The organism is Nitrobacter sp. CN101 (genome assembly GCF_055390255.1).
In genome coordinates, this window is sequence record NZ_AP038833.1 from 3,723,497 (window position 1) to 3,746,154 (window position 22,658).

Here is a 22,658-nt window from a genome sequence, read left to right on the forward strand (position 1 = left end):
CCCATTCGGTCTAGTACTCATGCTTCCTGTGGTTTGCGCGATGTGGGATTGTCGGTCCCCTCGCGCGCGCCGAACCACGCGATATAAAGCGTCGGCAAGAACACGAGCGTCAGGACCGTTGCAACCAGCAAGCCGCCCATGATCGCGAATGCCATCGGTCCCCAGAACACCGTCGGCGCGATTGGAATCATGCCAAGCACAGTCGATACGGCGGTCAACATGATCGGCCGAAACCGAGAGCTGCTGGCGTCAACCGCTGCATCCCACGGCGACTTGCCCATGGTGCGCTCGGCGTCGATCTGACCGATTAGAATGACCGCATTCTTGCTGATCATGCCGAGAAGCGCGAGCACACCGAGAATCGCGACGAAGCCGAGTGGCCTGCCGGACAGCATCAACGCTGCAACGACACCGATCAGGCCGAGCGGCGCAACGCTCAGAACCATGAATAGTCTCGGAAAGCTCTGGAGCTGCACCATGAGGACCGTGAACATGACGAACAGCATCACGGGCACCACGGCTAGCACGGATGCCTGCGACTTCTGGCTCTCCTCAACCGTGCCACCCACGACCACGTTGTAGGACGGGGGCAGCGTCTTCTTGAAGTTCTCGATCGCCGACGACAACGACGTGACGACGCTTTCCGGCAACTTGTCGCCGACGATGGCAGCCTGGACCGTCAGGGTCGGGATACGATCCCGCCGCCAGATGAGCGGGAACTCCTGGTCATATTCAAAGGACGCAAACTGGCTGAGAGGAACGGTTTGTCCGCTTGGCAACGCCACTTGCAGATTGCGCAGGCCATCGAGCGAAACTCTCTGCTCGTCGGTCGCGCGCACCACCACATTAACCAGATAGATATCATCACGGACCTGGGTGATGGGTGTGCCCGTGATGACTGCGTTCAGGACGGTCGCGATCGCCTGCGAGCTGAGACCGAGAAGACGCGCTTCGTTCTGGTCGACGCGGATCCGCACCTGCCGATCGGGCTCCATCCAGTCGAAATTCATCTGCTTGGTGTCCGGACTGGACGCAACGATCTGTCCGACCTTGAGCGCTATCTCGCGTACCCGTTCCAGGTCAGGCCCACTGACCCGATACTGGATCGGCCATCCAACCGGTGGTCCAAGCTCGAGCGGCGAAACGAACGCAATGGCCTTGGGAAATTCCTGCGCCAACAGCTTCTCGAGCTTCGAATGCAGGCGTTCGCGTGCGGCAACGTCCTTCGCGATCACCACGGTCTGCGTGAAGAAGTCGTTCGGGAGCTGGACGTTGAGGGGCAGATAGAAGCGAATAGCGCCGCGTCCGACATAGGTGCTCCATCGCGCCACATCGGGATCGGCCATAAGCGCGGCATCCAGGCGCTTCGCGGCGGCCTCGCTCGCGTAGATCGAAGCGTTCTGCGGCAGGCTGACATCGACCAGTAGTTCCGGACGATCCGACGACGGAAAGAACTGCCGCGGAATCAATGGCATCGCAAGAACGGAGGCAACGAAGAGCGCCACCGAGATCGCGATCGTTAGCCATTTGGCGCGCATCGCGAACGTCAGGAAGCTCCGGTACATACCGAAAATCCTACCCTGATCCGCCGAACTGCTCTGCTTGGGCGGAACAAGGATCGCAGCACCAAGCAGTGGCGTGAAGATGACCGCAACGAACCAGGACACCAGCAGCGCGATTGTAACCACGGCGAAAAGCGAAAACGTGTATTCGCCGGCCGAGCTTGCCGCAAAGCCCACCGGGATGAAGCCCGCGATCGTCACCAGCGTGCCCGCGAGCATCGCCATCGCATGGGTTCTGTACGCGAAGGTTGCCGCCTCGATCTTGCTGGCGCCCTCCGCCAATTTGGTGAGCGTCGCGTCGGTCGTCGTCATCGCATCGTCGACCAGCAATGCAAGCGCGATGATCAGCGCGCCAAGCGATATTCGCTGCATGTCGATGCTAAGCAAGCCCATGATCGGAAACACGATCGCTAGCGTGAACGGTATGGCGAGCGCGATGATCAAGCCGGGTCGCACGCCGAGGCTAATGAAGCTCACCACCATAATGATGGCGATTGCCTGAATCAGCGAGACCATGAACTCGCGGATGGCGTGGTCGACCACGACGGGCTGGTCCGCGACCAGGCTTGGCTCGATTCCGATCGGGAGCTCCGCAGTGATCTGTGCCATTGCCTTTGTGATGTTGGCACCGAGCGCAAGGACATCCCCGCCATCCCGCATGGCGATTGCAAGTCCTATTGCCGGCTTGCCGTTGACCCGAAACATCGGATGGGGCGGGTCGGTGTATCCGCGCCGCACCCGCGCAATATCGCTCAAGCGAAGCATGCGCCCACCCGCGGAGAAGTTGATGTCGGCTATATCCTGCTCGGACTGGAAGCTGCCCGACACACGAATCGAGATGCTTTCCGCGCTCGTGGCGATCGTTCCCGCCGGACGCACGATGTTTTGCGACTGGAGCGCCGCAATGAGGGCGGACCGATCGACTCCGAGGGCCGCAAGCTCTTTGGTGGAGAACTCGACGAAGATCACCTCGTCCTGCTCGCCCAAGAGCTCGATTTTCGACACGTCAGGCACGAGAAGCAGCTTTGAGCGGATATCCTCGACGTGATCGCGCAGCTCACGCTGGGAAAATCCGTCGCTGGTAAAGCCGTAGATGATACCGAATGTATCGCCGAATTCGTCATTGAACCCGGGCCCGATCACACCGGCGGGTAGCGTATGACGCATGTCACCGATCGACTTGCGCACGTGGTACCAGGTGTCGGCGACCTCTTTCGCGTTTGCGCTCCCGTTCAGATTCACGAAGACGGTCGAGACCCCCGCCCTCGTGAAGCTTCGTAGGAAGTCGAGATGCGGCGTCTCCTGCAGGCGTCGTTCGAGACGCTCCGTCACCTGCTTCATGGTGTCTTCCACGGATGCGCCGGGCCAGGCGGCCTGGACGACCATGGTCTTGATGATGAAGGCGGGATCCTCGTTGCGGCCCAGCTTGAAATAGGACAGCGCACCGGCGACCACCGCGATGATCATCATGTAGACGACCAACGAGCGGTGCTTCAGCGCCCAGTCGGAAAGATTGATTCTGTTCATTGTTCCGACCCGAGAACGCGGACCTTCTGACCCGGATGAAGCGCCTGGACGCCGGCGGTAACGACGATCTCACCGGTGTCAAGCCCCTGAGAAATGACCACTTGAGCTTCATCGAACCGAAGCACGTCCACGTTGCGCACCGCGACCGTATTGGTAGCCGGATCGACGATCCATACAGCGGGGCGCTGGTTCATCCTGGTCAGGGCGGACGATGGAATATCGATCATCGGCCCCGCACTCGTGCTCACCCGCCCGACAACCGTCGCGCCCAGCCGCATCGCCGGCGGGGGGTCGGTTAGCCCGACCCTGACCTCGAAGGTCCGCGTCATGGCGCTGGCCTGCGCGGCGATCTCGCGAATGCGCCCTTTCGCGTTTATTGTCGGATCATCAGCCAGGCTAACTTCGACCTCCGGATCGGCGGATGCCGACCTGACCAATTGGGAGGGGACGTCGAAGACCGCATCGCGGCCGTCTTGCCGCGCGATCCTCGCAATCATCTGCCCGACCTGGACCACCTCGCCGGCCCCCGGGCCGGTGGCGGTTATCACGCCGGGCGCATCGGCCGTCAGTTCGGTGAAGCCGACGAGATCATGTGCGGCACTGAGTTGCGCTTCCGCCGCGTCAACCTGCGATTGCGCGGTTTGCTGCGCCTGGGTCGCAACTTCGAAATTGGCGCGCGTTGTCCAGCCCTGCGCCAGGAGCGTTTCCTGACGGGTGAAGTGGTTGCGCGCCTGCGTCAACTGCCCCTGGGCCGCAGCAAGAGCTGCCTGAGCCTGACGGAGCCCATTCAGCTCGTTCTGCGGCTCCAATCGCGCCAGCACCTGGCCTGCTTTGACCCTGTCGCCAACCTTGGTGTCGTTGTTCAGCAGCCGCCCGGAGATTCGGAACGCAATGTTCACTTCATCTTCAGCTTCGATCCGTCCGGAAAACGTCAAGGGTGTCGTGACCTTGCGCTTTTCCACGGTCGACGTGCGCACTATTCGCGGGGCGGGTGTGTCATTCTTAGCCTCTTCTCTCCCGCAGGCTCCCAGCGTCAACGCACATGTTGCGACCACGAGTGCCATCGTCGGGATTTCGTAAGGGATCGTTCGAGCGCCGCGCGTAACCATGATGAGCCCTTCCGGTTTCCGGAAACATGCCATGCGGCCTCCGGAGGCCCTGGCGGCATCCCCGGTACTTTCCGCGGCAGTTTCCCGGTAGCCTTCCCGAAATGAGCGACCTCGCCCATCGGTAAATCTACCGGTGGCACCGGATGCAATCTTGGTCAGCCGTGGGACGCAGGCAAACATCGGACGCTGACGCGCGGCCGCAAGGCACCCAGGGTCGAGGTTTAGGGAATTCCTGAGGTTTGATCAGGCAATCACCTGATACCCCTGCTCCCATCAACGGCTGCATAGTGGGCAAAGGTCCAGAAGGGATTATTGAGGCTTGTTAAGGTCGCGAGGTCACTCGACGTAACTTTGACGCCGAGTGTGAGACCACTAGCGATCACCGAGACGCCGGAAATGGAGCTGAAGACGCATGGGGTTACACGCGGCTTTCCGAGCGGCATGGTTCCTCTGCCTCTGGCTCGTGCTTGCGGGAGCTGATCCTGCAGACATTCCTGCCGCGGCCGTCGCGGTCACCGCCGCGACCTGGACAAGTTTGCGTCTGCTCGAGCCCGGCACCTCGCGGCGCTCGCTTGGCGCCATCTTCCAACTGGCGGTGCTCTTCCTGTACCACTCCATCGTGGCCGGAGCGGACGTCGCAAGGCGCGCCCTCGATCCCCGGCTGCCCCTGCGCCCGGGATTTGTCAACTATCCAACCGGCCTGCCGCGTGGCATGCGCCGCAACGTATTTACGACGCTTACCAGCCTGCTACCCGGCACGGTGCCGGCCGGAGATGAGGAGGGACAGCTCATCTATCACTGCCTCGACGTTGAACAGCCCGTGGCAGCAGAGCTTGCTGCAGAGGAAGCGGCCTTGGTTCGAGCGCTCTACAATGACTGAGTTCCTGACTGCCGCGGTCGGCTTCATTCTGGCCTTGCTGGCGCTCGGGCTGGTGTCGATTCTGCGCGGGCCGGGAGACGCTGACCGCATGATGGCGACGCAACTTATCGGGACCGGCGGTATTGCAACGTTGCTGCTGCTCGGTACCGTCAGCGCCGTACCGGCGGCAATCGACGTAGCGCTGACCTTGGCGCTTCTCGCCACCTTCGCATCCATCGCGTTCGTCAAGAAGGGGCTCTCCCGCCTCGAAGCCGATGGCTCCGCATCGACGGAGGTTGAATGAGCGTCGTACTCGACATGATGACTGTGGCGGCGGTGGCGGCGGGCGCGTTCTTCTTTTTGGCCGGCACGGTCGGCCTGCTTCGCTTTCCCGATACGCTGACGCGTCTCCACGCGCTGACCAAGGCGGATAATCTCGGCCTCGGTCTCGTCGTGCTCGGGTTACTGCCGCAGGCAGGGAGTGTTCGCGATGGGTTGAAGCTGGTCAGCATCTGGTTACTCGTGCTGCTCGCGGGTGCGACGGTTTCGCAACTGATCGCGCGCACTGCGCGCCAGGGCGAATCGCGCAGATGAGCATCACGACCATCTTCGAGATCCTGCTCGCCGCGGTGGTGCTGGGCCTCGGCATCTGGACCATCGCCGTGCGCGAGACCTTTTCGGCGACGGTGGGTTTCGTCACTTACGGACTGCTGGTCGCACTCATCTGGGTACGGCTCGAGGCCGTCGACGTGGCGCTGACTGAGGCCGCGATCGGCGGAGGGCTCGGCGGCGTATTGCTGCTGGGCGCGGCCGCCCGGTTGCGGGATGCCGACCTAATGGCGGGGGAGGCGCCGGGCAAAATGCTGCGCGTGAGCGCGGCTGTGCTATCGGTGCTCACGGCCGCTGCGCTGGCGGGAGCGGTCCTGCTCCTACCCGATCCGGCTCCAACGCTTGCTCCGGCCGCTCTTGCTAATTCCTGGGCGACGAGTCTGGCCAACCCCGTCACCAACGTGCTGATGGCGTTCCGCGCCATGGATACAATGCTCGAAAAAGTCGTGCTCTTGCTGGCCATCATCGGCGTCTGGTCGCTTGCACCTGACATCGCCTGGGGTGGCCATCCCGGGCCGCGTCACCAGGCGGATCCGCGTGGCATCCTCGCATTTCTCGCGCGCCTGTTGCCACCGGTCGGCATTGTCGTCGGAGTCCATATCCTCTGGACCGGCGCCAACCATCCTGGCGGAGCTTTCCAGGGTGGCGCGATTCTCGCGTCCATGTGGCTACTGGTCATCATGGCCGGGCTAACCGACACGCCACCTGTAAGCCGCCGATGGCTACGGTTCATCCTTATTGCCGGGCCAAGCCTGTTCCTGGTCGTCGGCCTTGGGGGACTCTGGTTCGGCACCGCATTCCTTTCTTATCCGCCGTCGATGGCCAAGCCACTGATCCTTGGCATCGAGGTCGCGATGATCCTGACGATCGCAGCAACCCTCGGCCTGCTGCTTGCTGGCGCGCCGGAACGGAGTGCGAAGCTATGAGCGCAGTGACCGTGTTCGGATTGTGTGCCGCAGCTGCGGTCGGACTTGGGCTCTATGGCGTGATCACCAATCCGCAGCCACTTCGCAAGATCATCGCCTTCAATCTGCTCGGCAGCGGCGTATTCCTTCTGTTCGGCATCGTTGGACGGCGGGGTGCAACGGCGAGCATCGGCAATGACCCGGTACCGCAGGCCCTGGTGATCACCGGCGTCGTCGTCGCGTTTTCCGCAACCGCCTTGGCGATCGCGCTGCTGCTGCGGTTGTTCCAAACAACAGGCTCCACTTCGTTGCGCATTGGCGTATCGCCGGGCGCCGGCTCCGACCCGTCCGGTGGCTGATGCTGCCTCCCGCCCCTGCGCTTGACGCCATGACGACCACGAGCGGTTTCCTGCTGGTGCTGTCGATCGTCGTCCCGGTCGCAGGCGTCTTACTGGCCTTCATTCTGGGCGACCGCTACGTCAAGCTGGTCGCCTGCGGGATTGTCCCGCTCGCGTCGGCGATTGCGATGGCAATCCTCTTCGCGCTTCCGCAGAGCAACGGCCCCCTCGTTTATCTGCTCGGCGCCTGGCCGCCGCCACTCGGAGTGGCGCTGCGTGCGGACGGATTGTCGGCAGTGATGCTCGCTGCGACCGCAGTCGTAGTCTCAGGGGTCGCTATCTTTGCCGCTTCCGATTTCTCACCAACTTCGACCCAAGCCCGCACGCCATTCGCGTTCTGGATCTTGCTGCTGGCGATCTGGGCGGCGCTGAACACGATCTTCCTGGGTGGGGACCTCTTCACCCTCTACGTTGCCCTGGAACTGCTGACATTCGCCGCGGTGCCGTTGGTTTCGCTCGACGGCCGCGCCGAGACGCTGCGCGCCGCGATGCGGTATCTGCTCTTCGCGTTGCTCGGCTCGGTTCTCTACTTGATGGGCACGGCACTCATCTATGGTCTCTACGGCACGCTCGATATCGTGCTGTTGTCGCGTCGCGTCGGCGCAGAGCCGATCTTGCTCGTCGCAGCCGCGTTAATGACGACGGGTCTTCTGGCCAAGACCGCGCTGTTCCCGTTGCACCTTTGGCTGCCGCCTGCCCACGCCGGCGCACCGGCGGCCGCCAGTGCGATCCTGTCCGGCCTAGTGGTGAAAGGATCTTTCTTCATCGCCGTTCGGATTTGGTTTAACGTCATGCCTGGCCTGCCTGGCTTCGCCGCCACACAGTTGCTCGCCGCGCTGGGAGCCGCTGCGATCGTGTTCGGGAGCGTCGTGGCGCTGCGGCAGGAACGCCTCAAGCTTCTGATCGCCTATTCGACCCTGGCCCAGATCGGCTATCTCTTCCTGATGTTTCCGCTCGCGTTCGATGCCGCGGGCCGGTTTCAGAATGGTGGCGCCCTGGCTGGCGGTCTGCTTCAGGCCATCTCTCACGCCACCGCGAAGGCCGCGATGTTCATGGCTGTCGGATCGATCTACGCGTCGCTCGGCCACGATCGCATCACGGCGCTGCGCGGTGCGGCAAGGGCTCTGCCCCTAAGCGTTCTGACCTTCGCGCTAGGCGGCATCGCGCTGATGGGCGTACCGCCGAGCGGCGCATCCCTTGCGAAGGATCTACTACTCCGGTCTGCCGCGGACAACGGGCAGTGGTGGTGGGGGATCGTGCTCCAGACGGGCGAGATGTTTACGGCTGCCTATGTCGTGCTGGTTCTGGCTCATGCACTCGCGCCCTCGGACAAGCCGATCGCCTTGGCCGGCTCCAAGCCGCGCATTCGGGACGCAGCGCCGCTTATCCTGGCGCTATGCTCGCTATTGTCGGGCCTCGTGGCTTGGGGGTCATACCTACCGATCCCGCACGACATAAGATCAGACCTCCCCAGCCTCGGGACGTTTTCCAAATTGCTTTTCCCTGTCCTGGGAGGAGCGATCCTGGCGATCCTCCTCAGCCCCTGGCCGCATCCGCTCGCAGCTTCGACCGCCTCGAAGGCCCTCATGATCGTGGCCGGTCCCTTCCGACGCGGTGGCCTCGCCCTCGGCACCCTTGTCGAAAAGGGCAACGAGGCTCTTTGCCAGTGGCCTGCGGCAAGCATCTCCCTTCTCCTGCTGGCGCTGATGTTTGGCGCGTTGATGCTCGCGGCCATTTGAGAAAACGGACACGTGATCTCCAACGACACGCGGATCGTGCCGATCGGACGATCGGGAACGTTCATCCCCGCGCCGGAGGGATTTTTGGGATATCCCACAAACGAACCCTCGACTGGTCTCGGCCATCGCGCCCGCGCGGCGTCGTTTCGGTCGACAGGGATCGATATAAAAAAGCCAGGGGACTTCCATGTCCGACCTAGAGCATTTTTCGATTAGGTTGCGTTCGTATCCAGCGGCGGCGAGATAATCTTGACATTCATCGGGTGAGAAGCGTTTGAGAGCGTTTGCGATTGCTTGCCAGAGGTCTGTCATGGTGCGCGCGGCAGCGGTGCGCAACAACGCCTTCAATTTAGAGAAGACCATCTCGATCGGGTTAAAGTCCGGACTGTAGGGCGGGAGATAGAGCAGGCTTGCTCCGGCCGTCTGAATGGCCTCTCGAACGCCATGGACCTTGTGAGCGGGCAAGTTGTCCATGATGACGGTGTCGCCCGGCCGCAGCGATGGGACGAGCCATTGTTCGACATAGGCCAGGAAAGCATCGCCATCCATGGGGCCGTCCAGAACAAGCGGAACGATCAGACCGTCGGAGCGCAATCCAGCGGTGAATGTTGTCGTCTTCCAATGTCCGTGTGGGACGGCAGCACGGCATCGCTCGCCGCGTGGCGAGCGCCCGTAAAGCCGCGCCATTTTGATGTTGGCGCTGGTTTCGTCGATGAAGACGAGGCGCTCAACGGCGAGAGCTTCCTGGCTTATGGTCTGCCCCCTGAAAAGTGGTCCTCCCTGACTTAGGCTATTCGCCGTTAGTTGAGCTGCCCCGTTTTGTGGTCCAGATGTCAGGCAATTTCTCGAGCTGTTTGAGTTTGTCGTGCGAACTCGTTCGGCGTCAAGTTGCCGAGCGAGGTGTGGGGCCGATCATTGTTATAGTGGCACCTCCATTCCTCGATCCGTTCGATAGCGTCGGCCATCGACAGGAACCATGAGGCATTCAGGCACTCCGCCCGGACGCGACCGTTGAAGGCTTCGCAAAACGCATTGTCCGTTGGCTTTCCGGGTCTCGAGAAGTCGATCTCGACGCCATTGTGATAGGCCCACTGGTCGAGCATCTTGCCGGCGAACTCGGGGCCATTGTCGCAGCGAAGGGTCTTTGGCTTGCCGCGCTCCCTTGCCAGCCGCTCAAGAACCTCGACGACCTGGAAGGCCCTGAAGTTCGTTCTCGGAACGATCGCAAGTGATTCTCGGGTGTGGCAATCGACAACGGTCAAAAGCCGGAACGGGCGGCCGTTGAACAACGCATCCGACATGAAGTCCATCGCCCAGCAGTGGTTCACGGCGGCGATCTTTGGCCGATCGGAACGATAGCGCCAGGCCCGTTTGCGCTTCGGCGTTTTTATCCTGATCGACAGGCCTTCTTCGCGATACAGCCGGTAAGTGCGTTTGTGGTTCAAGCGATAGCCCTCGCGCAGCAGCAGGACGTGGAGACGCCGATAGCCGTAGTGCACCCGGCTGGCCGCCAGGTCCTTAAGCCGAATGCGCAGCTCGGTTTGCGGATCGCCGCGCGACTTGTAGCGTTGTGAAGAGCGATGAAAGCCGGTCGCTTTGCAGGCCCGTCGTTCGCCAATATCGTAGACCTTCTGCAGATGGAATACGACCTCACGTCGGACGGCGGGCCTCACCATTTTTTTCGCAGGACGTCCTGCAACATCGCCTTGTCCAGCGTCAGATCCGCCACCACACGCTTCAGCTTCGCGTTCTCGTCCTCAAAGCTGCTTCAGCCGCCGGATCTCGCTCACGCCCATGCCGGCATAGACTTTGATAAAATGTCGGCTCCGAGACCCCCATCTTCCGGCAAATCTCCTCGATCGTCGTCCCGCTCTCTGCCTGCCTCAACGCAAAGGCAATCTGTTCCTCCGAAAACCGCTTCCGTTTCATGGCATCCGACCTCCGTGGGGTTCAGAATGCCCGAAAAAATTGCCTTCAACATGAACCAGCTTCGTGGGTCAGGATCATTACGAGCAGGTCTTCGCCAAGCTCAAGACCCTGCTCCGAAAGGCGGCTGAGCGAACCGTCGAAGCCACATGGAGGCGCAGCGGCGCCTTATTGGATCGCTTCACCCCGCAGGAATGCGCCAACTACATCGCCAACGCCGGATACGCTTCGACATGAAACAATCATGCTCTAGTGGCGATCGTCTATCCATCGGAGGCCAAGGACGTGCGTCAACGGCCCATCAAATTGCAGAAGGGGTATCTGATCTCCATCAATGACGCCGTCATCGCCGTAAAAACCGATTCCGGCGACATAAGCTCAACCAGTTCGTCAACACTACGGCGATGGGTGCGGTCTCGGGAAGTTTCTGGTCGGCGTGCTCCTCGTCAACCCGATCATCGGCGCCGCGTCTGGCGCGTTGACGGACTTCGGCATCAACGATGCCTCCCCGGCAACGCCGCCCTGTTCGTGCTGATCAAAAACATGACGGCGGAGAAGGTGTGCTCAAGGAAATCCAGAACGCCGGTGGCGGCGGGCTGAAGACGTCCCTGGACGTAACCAAAGGAGAAGGTCCTGCGCGACGCGCTGACCAGTGCAACCGACCGGTCGGCGACCTGAACGATCGACTCGCTTGTCAGCGTCGGCCTCCGGCGAGGCGCAGCAGCATCATGAACAAGTTGATGAAGTTGAGGTAGAGTGACAGGGCAGCGATGACGGACTTGCGGCCAGCCGCGGTCTCGTCATCCCTGCGGTCATACATCGCCCTTATCCGCTGCGTATCGTACGCGGTCAGGCCGGCGAAAACGCCAACGCCAATGACCGAGATCAGCCAATCGAGTCGGCTCGACCCCAGGAAGATGTTGACCAGGCTCGCGATGATCACGCCGACCAGGCCCATGAATAGGAAGGTGCCGAACCCGGACAGGTCGCGTCTGGTGGTATAGCCAAAGAAGCTGAGTGCACCGAACATCGCCGCCGCGACGAAGAAGACCCGTGTGACCGAGGCACTGGTGTAGATGTGCAGCAGCGTCGAGAGCGACACGCCGACCATGCCGGCATAGACGAAGAACAGAAGCCGTGCGGTAGAGGCCGACAGCGTATTGATGCGCGCGCTGATGAAAAACACCAGTAGGAGCGGCGTTAAGATGAAGACCCACATCAGCGGATTTTGCAGCAAAGCGTCACCCGTGAGCTGATAGGGCAACCCCGCAACGGCGGCCGTCAAACCGACGCCCGCCGCCATGTAATTGTAGATCCGCAGCATGTAAGCTCGAAGTCCGGCGTCGATCGCGAGCGCACTGCCATCGGAGGCCGACAAATCTCCGCCTAATCCGATGGCATGCGTTACTTCTTTCAGATCGTCGACTAGCCCCTCGCCGGATCGGACCAGATATGAGTATCCCGACGAGGACACCGCTTCTCCACGCAAGGCGCATTGCGGCCGAGCTCACGAAGGCCGGAGAATTCTTCCGGTCGAGCTTCGTGCTGGTCGCGCGGGTTGCCATTCACGGACGTCGCCTCGCGATCGAGACGCCGCCCCTTCGCGGAGACCTAGCAGGCTGTTGAAGAAGTGTTCGGTCTGGCTTTGAGGATGGCTTGATCGCCGTTGTGATAGGCGAATGCGATCTGGATTGAGCCGTTGAGCAGTTTGGCGTGGCCGTGAGACGGCGCGGTCATGCTGGCACCGCCATGAGCTTCGGCAATCGCACCAGATTGTAAGCGGCGGCTGCGAAGGTGAAGGCCCATCCGACGCGGTCGCGGCCACGGAAGCGGGTCTTGTCCTGGCGGGCAACCATCTTGATCCAGCCGAACGCTTCCTCAATGCGCTTGCGGAGACGCTGGCTGATGGCATAGCCGCGGTGTGCCGCGTCGTGCGCCCGTCGATCGCCGAGCTTCGGCCGCTTGTGTTCTGCGCCACGTGCGGCGTCACCTTCATCGCGCGCAACTCGTTGACGAAGTCCTCCGTGTCATAGGCCTTATCAGCGCCAAGTGTGATGGCCAGGGGCCGGTCGGCGCGAGGTTCGATCATGTGCAACGCCGCCACCCGCTCGGCATGTCCGCCGGCCAGCGTCAGGCAGGCGTCGACCAACAGGCCATGGCGGTTCTCCATCAGCCCATGACCCATGAAGCATAGCTTCGCCTCCTTGCCCTTGCCCTTCTTGTAGAGCCTTGCGTCCGGATCGGTGGTCGAAGCATGCGTGTCGTTAGTCCGCTTCTCGCCGTGGAAGTCGGCTTCGGCATTGCGCCCGACGCCGCCGGCCGGCGGCTCGCCAGAGCCGTCCTTCGGTTTGACGCTCTTCGTCGAAGCCCAGGCCTCGATCAGCGTGCCGTCGACCGAGAAGTGATCGCTCGACAGCAGCTTCTCCACCTTGGGCTGGGCCAGCACCGCACTCAGGAACTTGGCCGCGATGTCGCCCTCAAGCAGCCGGTCGCGGTTCTTCGAGAACACCGAATGGTCCCAGGCTGGATCGTCGACGCCGATGCCCACGAACCAGCGGAACAGAAGGTCGTATTCCAGCCGCTCCATAGGCAACCGCTCCGAGCGGATCGAGTAGAACGCCTGCAACAGCATCGCCCTGAGCAACTTCTCGGGTGGGATCGACGGCCGCCCGAGTGGCGAATACAGCGCCGCGAACTCCCGCTCCAAAGCGACAAGCGCTTCATTCACAATTACCCGGATGGCGCGAAGCGGGTGATCGCGCCGAACCCGCGCCTCCAGATCAACGTAGCTGAACAACTCGCCAGTCAGATTGTCACCACCGCGCACCCATCAGATCCAAATCGCTTCAAAGCCAATGAATCATGCTCACAGCTCGGCCACGACTGGCCTTTTTCAACAGCCTGTTAGGTCGCGCGGCCAGTTTGAGGAGAATTCGTCGCGGCCGCAGCGTGTCACCCTGGAGACATTCGTGACTTCGTCGATCAGAGTCTCTCTCAATTGGCTGTTGCTGGATTTTCAGTCTCAGCATCAATGCCGAGATTCATACCGCTGGAATGAAGCGGCACGAATTGCCAAGACCGCCAAGGCCTGTGTCCAAATTGCGCTGGGCATCGCTGTTAAATACCCACCTTCAAGGCTTCGCCGAATCCACCCTCTTCCAGGTCTGATCGGGATCGAACAAACTGATGCGATTGGCGAGTACTTCCGTGCTTTTACCAAGATCCTTTTGATAGACAGTGCCGGCGTGATTGACCATGAAGGTCATGACACCAGAGTTTCCGTATTCGGCAGGATAGGCAATCAGCGCGAAACCACCGATCATCTTGTGCTTGACGACGTAGTCAAGTGCGCCTCCCGGTGCATCCGGCCCCTGCGCCCTCAATATTCGAAAGACGTAACCGTGATACGGGGCGCCTTGCCCATCAACCTTATAGCCCTCTGATGATGCCCGCGCCGCCAGCTCACCAAGCGGACTTGGATCGCCATCGTCGCGCCAGAAAAGGCCATCCTTCTTGCCTGGGGTGCTGACAATGCGTTGCGCGTAAACGCCAACACCTTCGCCTGTACGATCTTTCTCGGCATATTCGTTCTGGGCATCCACGAAGGCGAGAGAGGCCTGAATCGCATCCAACTCATTGCGCCCAATGCGGCGATAAAGAATCTCAAGACGTCCGGCGGAGGTGTCGAATTCCCAGCCGCTCTTGCTGTTGACAAGTGGAATTGGGAACGAAAATTCATCGGCGCCCAAAATGAGCGTAGCTTTCTTGTTTCCCTCAGCCTTGATCGAGTGCTTGGCATCGTAAGCGGAAAGAAAACGCTCACGTGTCTCTTTGTCAGCAACGCTATCACCGGATTCGACCACGTCTTCGGCACGACTGCCAAGGACTTTCAGAATGGCGCTTGTCGTGCCGGTCTTGACCGCCGCCGCCAATCCCGCCGCCGCATCTTCCGGCGAAGAAAAAGCCTGCTGAGCCTGACTCACGCCGACCGACAGCGCGACAACGATTGCTATCGCGCCTGTCGAAGCGGCGCGGGACATCCACATTGATGTGATCATGGCGACACCTCGCGCAGCGCAGGAATTTTTGCGCCTCCAGCAAGCCAGTCGCTGTAGGTTCGCAGCTTCAATCCAAGCTTCTCATAGTAGACTCTGAGGTAACCGTCGCTACCACGGGTCACGGCTTGCGGCATCAGATTCTGCACTTCCTGCGCGATCACACCAACATATGACTTGCTGCTACCGAGATAGCTGAAGCGGTAGTAACCAAGGCCGTTGGTAAGATAACCCAGCAGTACGAGGTGGTGTTTCAGTTGGACATCGGACCGCCGTCCACCGCCGCCACGGAAGCCGCCACCGCCACCCCGGAAGCCACCGCCACCGCCGCGAAAGCCGCCGCCGCCATGAAAGCCGCCTCCACGGGCAAATCCACCGCCACGTCCGGCAAAGCTGGCAGCACCTCCTCCTCGCCCGCCAAGGCTTGCATGACCGCGAGCCGAAGCCGCGGAAGCAGCCCTGCCCGACGATATGTTCATGGCACCGCCACGATTGCCGCCACCGCGCGCCGCGCCGCCAGCACGGTTGGCAGCCCTGTTACCTGCTTTGGCACGGTCGCCACCGCCGCCCCTGGCGCGATCGGCTGCGCCCGGTCGATTTCCACGATCGCCGCCCGGCCGGTCGCGTGAGGCCGCACGGTCGCCTGCACGATCTCCGCCGCCAGGTCGATCCTGTCCTGGACGAAGCACCTGCTGCCCACCGCGGCCCCGAAAATCCATGCGGTTCGATGCGCCAGCCCTCAGATTGTTGTTGCCGAAGCGCTGCTGAACATTCGCGTTATTGTACCGCACACCCTGACGATGCACCGAATTGTGCTGCCAGCTGTTTCCGACGTTATTTATCCGATTGTAGTGGTTGACGTAGAGATTGCGGTTACCCCAATTGAATCCGCCACCCCAGTAGTTACCCCAGCGTCCGATAGCCCAGCCTGCACCGAACGCGAGCCCCGTCGCGATCACACCCGCGCCGATATAGGACGGATACCCGAAGTAATAGGGTGGATACGCTGCATAGGGCCAAGTTCCGTAAACCGCGGCGGGATCGTAGTACGGCACGTACATCGTGTTGGGGCTGGTCGACTCGATGACAATCGCTTGCTTGCCTTCTTGCGCTTGAACGCTCACCTTTTGCTGCTTGGTGGTAACCAGCTTCTTGTTGTCATAGGCTTTGGAGCGAAGGCGTTGGATTGCATCCATGACATCGGCTTGCTGCGCGAGAACGGCATCGCCGAGACTCTTGGTCCAGTCGATCTTGTCGCTCATCATTGAAATGACATCTGGAGTGCTTGAAAGCGCTTTGACGCTGTTGTCCCACGATTGCTTTTCAACCTCCTTCTTCAACGCATCACCTTTCAGGGTTTTGCGTTCCTTGAGCCAGCGATCGGCCTGCACGACCTCCAGCGGATAGGTTGATGCCGCCAGTACATTCGCCAGCAGTTCATCGGGATAGAGCGCAATCGGGGTAGCCAGCGCCTCGAGTTGCTCAGGTTTCAACAGCTCTGCATCGGGCACAGATTTGGTGGCTTGCTGCGGCGTACCGTTTGGATCCGGCGGATTATCGGCCGTTTGGGCCGAGATGGCGATCGGATCCGCCATTAGCAATGCGAGCGCGATCAGGGCCTTACCGCAGCGAAACATCACACCTCTCCTCGGGTTCCTCGCTACAAAAATGGAGCAAAGCCGAGCTCGTTCTTTGATAAAGATCAACGAAACGAACAGCACCGTTCTTCTGCGGGGCGAGGGTTGCCTGGCTGCAAGTCTCAGACCGAAGTAGCTTGATCCTGAAGAATTGGAAGCCTAAGCGTGAAAAGTGCGCCGCCGGGTGACTGATTTGCCGCAGAAATCTGTCCGTGATGTGCTTCGACAATAGAACGGACGATTGCAAGTCCCATACCCATGCCCTGCGGTTTCGTCGTGAAAAACGGATCGAAAACCTTCGCAAGATCGGCGATCGTGATACCGGGGCCGGTGTCGCTGATACTGACTTCCGCCCAAGCGCCCGAGCGCCTTGTGGTTACGCTGACTTCTCGCTCTATTGCCTCCGCTTCGGATATTGCATCCATCGCGTTGATCATCAAGTTTAGAAAGACTTGTTGTAAATGAACAACGTCTCCCATGATCTTCAGGTCGATCGATTCCGTACTACATTTCAATGCGATATTCCGCTCACTGCCGACGGTCGCGATAAACCCCATCACCTGCTGTACCGTCTCGTTCAAGTCGATACAGGTAATCTCAAATGGTGTTTTCTTCAGCACGCTGCGTAGCCGACGTATCACCTCGCTGGCGCGCTGATCGTCACGCCTGATGTCAGCAAGAATTTCCTTCACCTCATCGAGATTCGGTGAGGGACTCTTCAGCATGAGCTCGGCTGTCTCGGTGTTGGTGAGAATCGAACCAAGCGGCTGGTTCAACTCATGCGCGATAGAAATCGTCAGCTCTCCGACGGTCGAATTGCGGTTGATATGGGCAAGATCGGTCAAGCGTTGGAGCGATTCGACTTCGGCAAGACGGCGACGACGACGCTCATGCAGCAGTCCGCTGATCAATGCTCCCTGAATCAGAATTACGGTCGCAATCAATAACAACTGCCAATGATTGACCTCCCATATGCGGGGCTCGCGAAACAAGACTTCGCTTCCTGGAGGCAGGTTGCTCTCGCTGATACCCCAGCGCTGCATTTCGCGCCAATCGAACTTCGGATTGGAATACTTGATCGCAGCCGGCCTTATATCGCGAGGTTTTTCTCCGTTCAGAATACGTATCGCCACAGCGGCTGTGAGCCTGCCAATTTCGATAACGGAATACATCGGCCCGCCGACAGTCTCATTGCCAAAAAAACCATCGTCGTAAGAAAAAATCGGAGCATTGGACACTGCGTGAAGTTGCTGAAGCGCGGTATTCCCCTCGTAAGAGACTCCAGTTGAGTCGACGTTCATCAGATGCCAGAAAATAGCTGTTTTCGGCGGCAACGTTTCGCTTTTCTTCAGAAAATCCTGGAACGCAATATCATTGGGCCAGATGAACTCAACCTTCTTCTGGACAGATGCCGCGTCCTTGCGGAGTTCGCCGAGCCAGAATTTCTCGCTGGACGACGTTCCGTTCAAAACGACAATTCGCTCCGTGCCGGGAAGAACACGAAGGATCGTCTCGAAAGAAAGACGAAAATCGTGAGAAACAGCAATGACGGTGTCACTATCCGGCAAATCCGAGAACTGGATACGACGTTGCTCGACCGCTGTCAGTATCAAGGGAATTTGAGTGAACAAATGTCGGCGGTGATGCTGAACAAAATTCGAGGCAGGAGCGCCGATGGCAATGACAATATCCGGAGGGCGTTCGGAATAGAGCGCATTCAGGTAGTCAATAAACGGTGGCCCAGGATTTTCATCGCCAGAACGTGCGGAAACCATCGAGTGGTCCTGAATATCGATCTGCCACGGCGACAACTGCTCCAGATTCTCCCGAATGGCTTTGGCATACGTCCCCCATGGTCTGAAATCTCGTCCAAAGGAATGCAGGATCAATACCCGTTTGATCTCGCGAGTCTGACCGCTGCGCGCAAACTCGGACGGGATGATCGTCCAAACCAGCAGACAGACACATAGACGGGTAACAAGACCCAGCCAGGATGGGTTAGTCGCTGCCATCGGGCGCGTCCATTCATCCTCGTACCCGGCTGCCCGAACGACTGTCTTGCAGCACGTTTCAGTGCAGGCGCACTACCGTCAACGGTCTCAGCCGAGCCGGACGAGACCGTCAACCAAAGCGTCGCGATCCGACCGTGGGCTTCCACGACCTCTACGCAAGTGGCATCATAGTATGCGCCTGTGGCACTGACCGCAACACGCCGTGCAGTCGCAAATACAGCGCGCCGACCCACATAAGTCGGCAATCAGAAAGATGCCCATCACCGCTAACAAACACCGGTTGCGCTCGCGGTAGCAAGATAGAAAAGCACATGGTGCGGCGCCATGGAATGTATCGCTTCGTTCAACTCTCCTCTCCCCGACTTTGGCCTCAGACTTTAGCGTGCCCGGCAACCATGGATGCGAATTTGTTGATTTGAATCAAGGTAACGACGTCGACCCGGCCTAGCCTCGTCATGACAATACATTCGCCAGGAGTTTCTCGTCATGCCAGGCAGCATCGATGACCTCATCCCCAGCGCGCAACAGATCCGGAAAGAAGCGGCCCTCAAGGAAGCCGAAAAGGCGGATCAATATGCCCGCCTGGCAGCTGCCGCCCAAGCCGAGAAACATGCACTGATCGAGCGGCTCAGTCGTTCATCCGGCAAATCCGAGGAGGAAAAAATCCAGCTCGCCTCGACCGTCATCCAGCGAGCAGTCCGAAACGGACTAACCGAAGTGCAGGTGTATCGGTTCCCCAACTCGCTATGCACGGATAAAGGCCGAGCCATCAATCAGCAGGAGGCCGGCTGGGAGAACACACTGACGGGGATTCCGAAAGAAATATTCGAGCTCTGGCGCGACTATCTGAAACCGCGGGGTTATCGCATCAGTTACCAGATTATTGATTACCCCGGAGGTGTCCCTGGCGACATCGCCGTCACTATCTCCTGGGGAGACTAGGAACGGTTGGTGGAGCTTGGTCTGAAGCAGCGGAAGGTAAGCATGTCAGCCGACGCGGACACGCCACGGATGAAGCGCAAGGTCTATGAAAAAGAGCTGGAAAAGCTCCAGGTCGAGCTTTGCTATCTTCAGGAATGGGTGAAGGCAAACAAGATTCGAGTCATCGTCCTGTTCGAGGGCCGGGATGCCGCCGGCAAGGGCGGCACGATCAAGGCGATTACGGAGAAGGTCAGTCCGCGCGTGTTTCGCGTTACCGCCTTGCCAGCTCCGTCCGACCGGGAAAAGGCACAATTATTTTTTCAACGCTACATGCAGCATTTTCCGGCTGCAGGTGAAATTGTGATCTTCGACCGGAGTTGGTACAATCGCGCCGGCGTGGAATATGTGATGGGCTTTTGTACACCCGCCGAGCACAAACGATTCCTTTCACTCTGCCCCCAGATGGAGAAATATATCATCGAAGGGGGCATCATCCTGATCAAACTCTGGCTTGAGGTCGGAATGGACGAGCAGGAGCGTCGCTTCAAGGCGAGAATCGACGATCCGCTGCGGCAGTGGAAGTTGAGTCCGATGGATACTGCATCTTACCAACGATGGTACGACTACTCAGAAGCGCGGGACCTGATGCTGAAAGCAACCAGCACGAAGCAATCGCCATGGTACATCGTTCGCTCCGACGACAAGCGTCGAGCCCGACTGAACTGCATCGCGCATCTGCTGGAGTTGATTCCGTATAAACGGATACATAAAAACAAGGTCAAGCTGCCAAAGCGCTCCGCGAAGAAGCGCCTTGACGACCAGGCGGGCCTGCGTGGGATGACGTTCGTGGCAGAACATTACTGAGTGGACCAGGTCGCCTACTGCGCGGTCCGACTGGTTCGCATCTGTTTCAAGCTTATCGATACCCCGCCGACAGCGACCGACATTTCGGCACCTACCCTCGGGCCACTCAGTTGCAAAATCACGCCATTGGCGTTTTGCAATTGAACTCCGCCCGCGCCAACCGCTAAGGCGCCCCCGGCTCCGACGGCGGTGTACCTGCCCTCTATCGAAGCCGGCCCTTTCAGATTAAGGGCTCGTCCAACAAGTTTGGTCGTCGAGGCTCCGATCGTAAAGCCGACACTCATGCCCGAGACAGTGAATGGATAGTGAGTGCCCCGGAGCGTCAGTACGCCCTCGCCGCCACCGACTCCTACAACAAACCCGCCTTTGGTAAAGATCACCGCAACGCGCCCTGTTTCAGCGCGAGCGGCCGTACTGATGGCAGCCGCGCCCACGAGCAAGACTAACAAGGCGGAGCTCGCGCTAAATTTCTTCATGATATCTTTTTCCCTCTTAATCTCGTGACACGACTGGCCAAGCTGCGGCAAATGCCAAACTGCATCATGCAACTTGGTGTCAGGCACATCCAGCCGGAGATCCTTGGCTGCAGGAGTCACCGGGTGCTGGAGCATCGGGTTCGACCACCGTCAACTCGGGAGGAACTTACTATCCAAGCGGCCGTTCGTCCCGGAGACCGGATTGTTTGCTAACATTGTCCTCGCTCAACACGCTGTCGAGCGTACGGATCCATTCGCTACTGTCCGTCTTCTCCGCCAACCCTTCTGCTCGCAGCAATTCACGCAACTGCGCGTGAGCGCCGACAATGCAGAACGTTATTTGACGCGACGCCAGCTCATCATGAAGATCCAGTAACATTCGCGCACCCGCCAGATCGATGTAGGGAGATGCCGAAAGATCGCAGGCAACCAGCCTGACGTCAGAGACCATTCGCAGCTTTTCCAAAACGGCCTCCAGAATCGTCTCGGCATTGATGTAGAGCAACGAGGCTTCAGGGCGGAACGCAATGACGCCAACCAGCGGCGTCACGCCCTCATGCCTGATGCTGTCGGAATAGCGGCCCGATCCAGGAAGCCGTCCGAGAAACGCTATGTTGGGCCGCGACGCTCGGATAAGCAGTAGGAGGATGGATGCGAGAGCTGCAAGCAGAACACCCTGGAGAATCCCAAGCAGCAAGACGGATACGAGGGCAATGGCCGCGGCATAAAAGTCGATACGACTCACTTCCCACATGCGAAGCAGCGCGCGGACGTCGACCAGTCTGTAAACTGCAGCAATGACAACTCCAGCCAATACTGCTCGCGGAAGGTTGGTCAGCAACTCCGTAAAGAAAAGCAGGCAGAGCGCGAGGGTTAGCGAGCAAAATAACAATGCCAGGGGCGTTCGCGCACCAGCCGTGTCATTGACGGCGGACTGCGACAATCCACCTGCGACGGGATAGCCGTGACCGAATGCAACTGCGAGGTTGGCAGCCCCAAATCCCAGAAATTCTTGTCGGACGTCAATACTATATCCATGCTTCGCCGCAAAACTCCGCGCCGCCGAAACGCCTTCTATATAGGCCAGCAGCAGACACCCGGCTGCTATTGGAAATAATTCCTGGAAATCTAGCATTCCGAAAGTTGGCACCTCGAAGGCAGGCAATCCTGGCGGTATCTTCCCGGTGACAGGGACACCCATTGCCGGAAGCCCTAACAAAGTTGCCATCAGAATCGACAATGCCAACACCATAAGTCCGACGGGTCTGCCCGTCAGGAATCGCTCGCCAAGGAGCAGGAGCACGACCGACGCAATTCCTATTGCCAATACAAGTGGATTGATGTTGCCGATCTGACCTGCAAGCCGAATTGCACGGTCAACGAAGTTGTGCCCGCCACCAGCTACGCCGAACAGGTTCGGTAACTGACTCACTATAATTGTAAGCCCCGCCCCCGCCTTGAAGCCGACAAGAATGCTGTCGCTAACTAGGCGCACAAGAACGCTCAGCTTGAAAAGCCAGGCAATCAGGCAAAGCAACGCCACAGCGAATGCCGAAAGACTCGCGATCTGAGCGAAACGCATCGCGTCTCCCCCTGCCAGGGCCCCGACACTGCTGGCGATCATGAGCGAGATTGCGGAGGTCGGACCGACAGCAAGCTGGCGGGATGACCCCATGAGAGCATAACCTAAACCGCCAAGCAGATAGCCATAGATGCCCACCTGCGGCGGCAACCCGGCAAGGCCCGCATAGGCCAATGACACCGGGATCGCGTAGGCGGCGAGGGTCACTCCGGCGATGGTATCATAACGCAACCAGGACAATCTGTATTCGGCAAGCCACGTCAACGGCGGGAAAACCCCTATCCAACCCGCTCGCTGAAACGCGCGCAACGTCATAGGTGTTCCTTGTTGGGATGTATCTCGCGGCGAAACAAGACGATCAGCAAGGCACCCGCCGGGAGACCAGGAACGAGATTGGGTACGCCCTTCGTTGCACAGACGTCCACGGCCGCCCTACACGAGTTGTAGCAAATCCTGACGGCATAGGCGGCGCGTCGA

Annotated in this window: 17 protein-coding genes and 5 pseudogenes; 10 read left to right on the plus strand and 12 right to left on the minus strand. The window is 59.7% G+C overall.

The genetic code is table 11. The annotated features are described in order from the left end of the window. Nucleotides 1-17: 17 nt before the first annotated feature. Together ACZ5IL_RS18590 and ACZ5IL_RS18595 are read right to left on the minus strand one after the other, a co-directional pair. On the minus strand, nt 18-3,089 hold the full coding sequence (locus ACZ5IL_RS18590; protein ID WP_464593816.1) for an efflux RND transporter permease subunit: 3,072 nt from the start codon (nt 3,087-3,089) through the stop codon (nt 18-20). Beyond that, nucleotides 3,086-4,198 carry an efflux RND transporter periplasmic adaptor subunit gene (locus ACZ5IL_RS18595; protein ID WP_464593818.1) on the minus strand — a complete coding sequence of 371 codons (1,113 nt, stop codon included), beginning with the start codon at nt 4,196-4,198 and terminating at the stop codon, nt 3,086-3,088. The genes ACZ5IL_RS18590 and ACZ5IL_RS18595 overlap by 4 nt, the downstream gene beginning before the upstream one ends. Nucleotides 4,199-4,610: 412 nt before the next feature. Between ACZ5IL_RS18595 and ACZ5IL_RS18600 the strand changes: the two genes are divergently transcribed. From ACZ5IL_RS18600 to ACZ5IL_RS18625, 6 genes are read left to right on the plus strand one after another with little or no spacing between them, the layout of a single operon-like run. Beyond that, nucleotides 4,611-5,078, plus strand: coding sequence for a Na+/H+ antiporter subunit E (locus ACZ5IL_RS18600; protein WP_464593820.1), 468 nt, complete (start codon nt 4,611-4,613; stop codon nt 5,076-5,078). After that, entirely contained in the window at nt 5,071-5,361 is a 291-nt protein-coding gene (locus ACZ5IL_RS18605; RefSeq protein WP_464593822.1) for an MrpF/PhaF family protein, read from the plus strand. Before ACZ5IL_RS18600 ends, ACZ5IL_RS18605 begins: the two co-directional genes overlap by 8 nt. Further along, the gene (locus tag ACZ5IL_RS18610) at nt 5,358-5,651 is read left to right on the plus strand and encodes a monovalent cation/H(+) antiporter subunit G (RefSeq protein WP_464593824.1); all 294 of its coding nucleotides are present in this window, start codon (nt 5,358-5,360) and stop codon (nt 5,649-5,651) included. Before ACZ5IL_RS18605 ends, ACZ5IL_RS18610 begins: the two co-directional genes overlap by 4 nt. Next, nucleotides 5,648-6,592 carry an MnhB domain-containing protein gene (locus ACZ5IL_RS18615; RefSeq protein ID WP_464593826.1) on the plus strand — a complete coding sequence of 315 codons (945 nt, stop codon included), beginning with the start codon at nt 5,648-5,650 and terminating at the stop codon, nt 6,590-6,592. Before ACZ5IL_RS18610 ends, ACZ5IL_RS18615 begins: the two co-directional genes overlap by 4 nt. Continuing rightward, nucleotides 6,589-6,930 carry an NADH-quinone oxidoreductase subunit K gene (locus ACZ5IL_RS18620; protein ID WP_464593828.1) on the plus strand — a complete coding sequence of 114 codons (342 nt, stop codon included), beginning with the start codon at nt 6,589-6,591 and terminating at the stop codon, nt 6,928-6,930. Before ACZ5IL_RS18615 ends, ACZ5IL_RS18620 begins: the two co-directional genes overlap by 4 nt. 29 nt (nt 6,931-6,959) lie before the next feature. Further along, nucleotides 6,960-8,708, plus strand: coding sequence for a complex I subunit 5 family protein (locus ACZ5IL_RS18625; RefSeq protein WP_464593829.1), 1,749 nt, complete (start codon nt 6,960-6,962; stop codon nt 8,706-8,708). Between the two features lie 222 nt (nt 8,709-8,930). On the opposite strand, the pseudogene ACZ5IL_RS18630 reads toward ACZ5IL_RS18625, so the two are convergent. Together ACZ5IL_RS18630 and ACZ5IL_RS18635 are read right to left on the minus strand one after the other, a co-directional pair. After that, nucleotides 8,931-9,437 (minus strand): annotated as a pseudogene (locus tag ACZ5IL_RS18630) (IS630 family transposase); the annotation flags it as partial. A 104-nt stretch (nt 9,438-9,541) separates the two neighbouring features. Next, nucleotides 9,542-10,637: pseudogene (locus ACZ5IL_RS18635) on the minus strand (IS3 family transposase). 81 nt (nt 10,638-10,718) lie between these two features. Here ACZ5IL_RS18635 and ACZ5IL_RS18640 point away from each other — a divergent pair. Beyond that, nucleotides 10,719-10,871 (plus strand): annotated as a pseudogene (locus ACZ5IL_RS18640) (IS630 family transposase); the annotation flags it as partial. 15 nt (nt 10,872-10,886) lie between these two features. After that, a pseudogene (locus tag ACZ5IL_RS18645) lies at nt 10,887-11,312 on the plus strand (DUF1269 domain-containing protein). 16 nt (nt 11,313-11,328) lie between these two features. Here ACZ5IL_RS18645 and ACZ5IL_RS18650 read toward each other — a convergent pair. From ACZ5IL_RS18650 to ACZ5IL_RS18675, 6 genes and pseudogenes are all read right to left on the minus strand, one after another. Continuing rightward, entirely contained in the window at nt 11,329-11,958 is a 630-nt protein-coding gene (locus ACZ5IL_RS18650; RefSeq protein WP_464596942.1) for a Bax inhibitor-1/YccA family protein, read from the minus strand. 287 nt (nt 11,959-12,245) lie between these two features. Then, nucleotides 12,246-12,371, minus strand: a complete 126-nt coding sequence (locus ACZ5IL_RS18655; protein WP_464593830.1) for a hypothetical protein — start codon at nt 12,369-12,371, stop codon at nt 12,246-12,248. Next, a pseudogene (locus tag ACZ5IL_RS18660) lies at nt 12,368-13,461 on the minus strand (IS5 family transposase). The gene ACZ5IL_RS18655 and the pseudogene ACZ5IL_RS18660 overlap by 4 nt, the downstream one beginning before the upstream one ends. Before the next feature lie 304 nt (nt 13,462-13,765). After that, nucleotides 13,766-14,692 carry a DUF2950 domain-containing protein gene (locus tag ACZ5IL_RS18665; RefSeq protein ID WP_464593831.1) on the minus strand — a complete coding sequence of 309 codons (927 nt, stop codon included), beginning with the start codon at nt 14,690-14,692 and terminating at the stop codon, nt 13,766-13,768. Next, nucleotides 14,689-16,326 carry a DUF3300 domain-containing protein gene (locus tag ACZ5IL_RS18670; protein ID WP_464593832.1) on the minus strand — a complete coding sequence of 546 codons (1,638 nt, stop codon included), beginning with the start codon at nt 16,324-16,326 and terminating at the stop codon, nt 14,689-14,691. Before ACZ5IL_RS18670 ends, ACZ5IL_RS18665 begins: the two co-directional genes overlap by 4 nt. Nucleotides 16,327-16,448: 122 nt before the next feature. After that, nucleotides 16,449-18,338, minus strand: coding sequence for a sensor histidine kinase (locus ACZ5IL_RS18675; protein WP_464593833.1), 1,890 nt, complete (start codon nt 18,336-18,338; stop codon nt 16,449-16,451). Between the two features lie 486 nt (nt 18,339-18,824). On the opposite strand from ACZ5IL_RS18675, the gene ACZ5IL_RS18680 reads away from it, so the two are divergent. Beyond that, the gene (locus tag ACZ5IL_RS18680) at nt 18,825-19,280 is read left to right on the plus strand and encodes a hypothetical protein (protein WP_079448107.1); all 456 of its coding nucleotides are present in this window, start codon (nt 18,825-18,827) and stop codon (nt 19,278-19,280) included. A gap of 42 nt (nt 19,281-19,322) precedes the next feature. Further along, nucleotides 19,323-20,123: a polyphosphate kinase 2 gene (gene ppk2, locus ACZ5IL_RS18685; RefSeq protein WP_464593834.1), complete on the plus strand. Its 801-nt coding sequence runs from the start codon at nt 19,323-19,325 to the stop codon at nt 20,121-20,123. Nucleotides 20,124-20,137: 14 nt separating this feature from the next. Here the strand turns inward: ppk2 and ACZ5IL_RS18690 are convergent, their stop codons facing one another. Then, the gene (locus ACZ5IL_RS18690; RefSeq protein ID WP_464593835.1) at nt 20,138-20,599 is read right to left on the minus strand and encodes a hypothetical protein; all 462 of its coding nucleotides are present in this window, start codon (nt 20,597-20,599) and stop codon (nt 20,138-20,140) included. Nucleotides 20,600-20,768: 169 nt separating this feature from the next. Beyond that, nucleotides 20,769-22,496 carry a SulP family inorganic anion transporter gene (locus ACZ5IL_RS18695; protein ID WP_464593836.1) on the minus strand — a complete coding sequence of 576 codons (1,728 nt, stop codon included), beginning with the start codon at nt 22,494-22,496 and terminating at the stop codon, nt 20,769-20,771. Nucleotides 22,497-22,658: the final 162 nt, after the last annotated feature.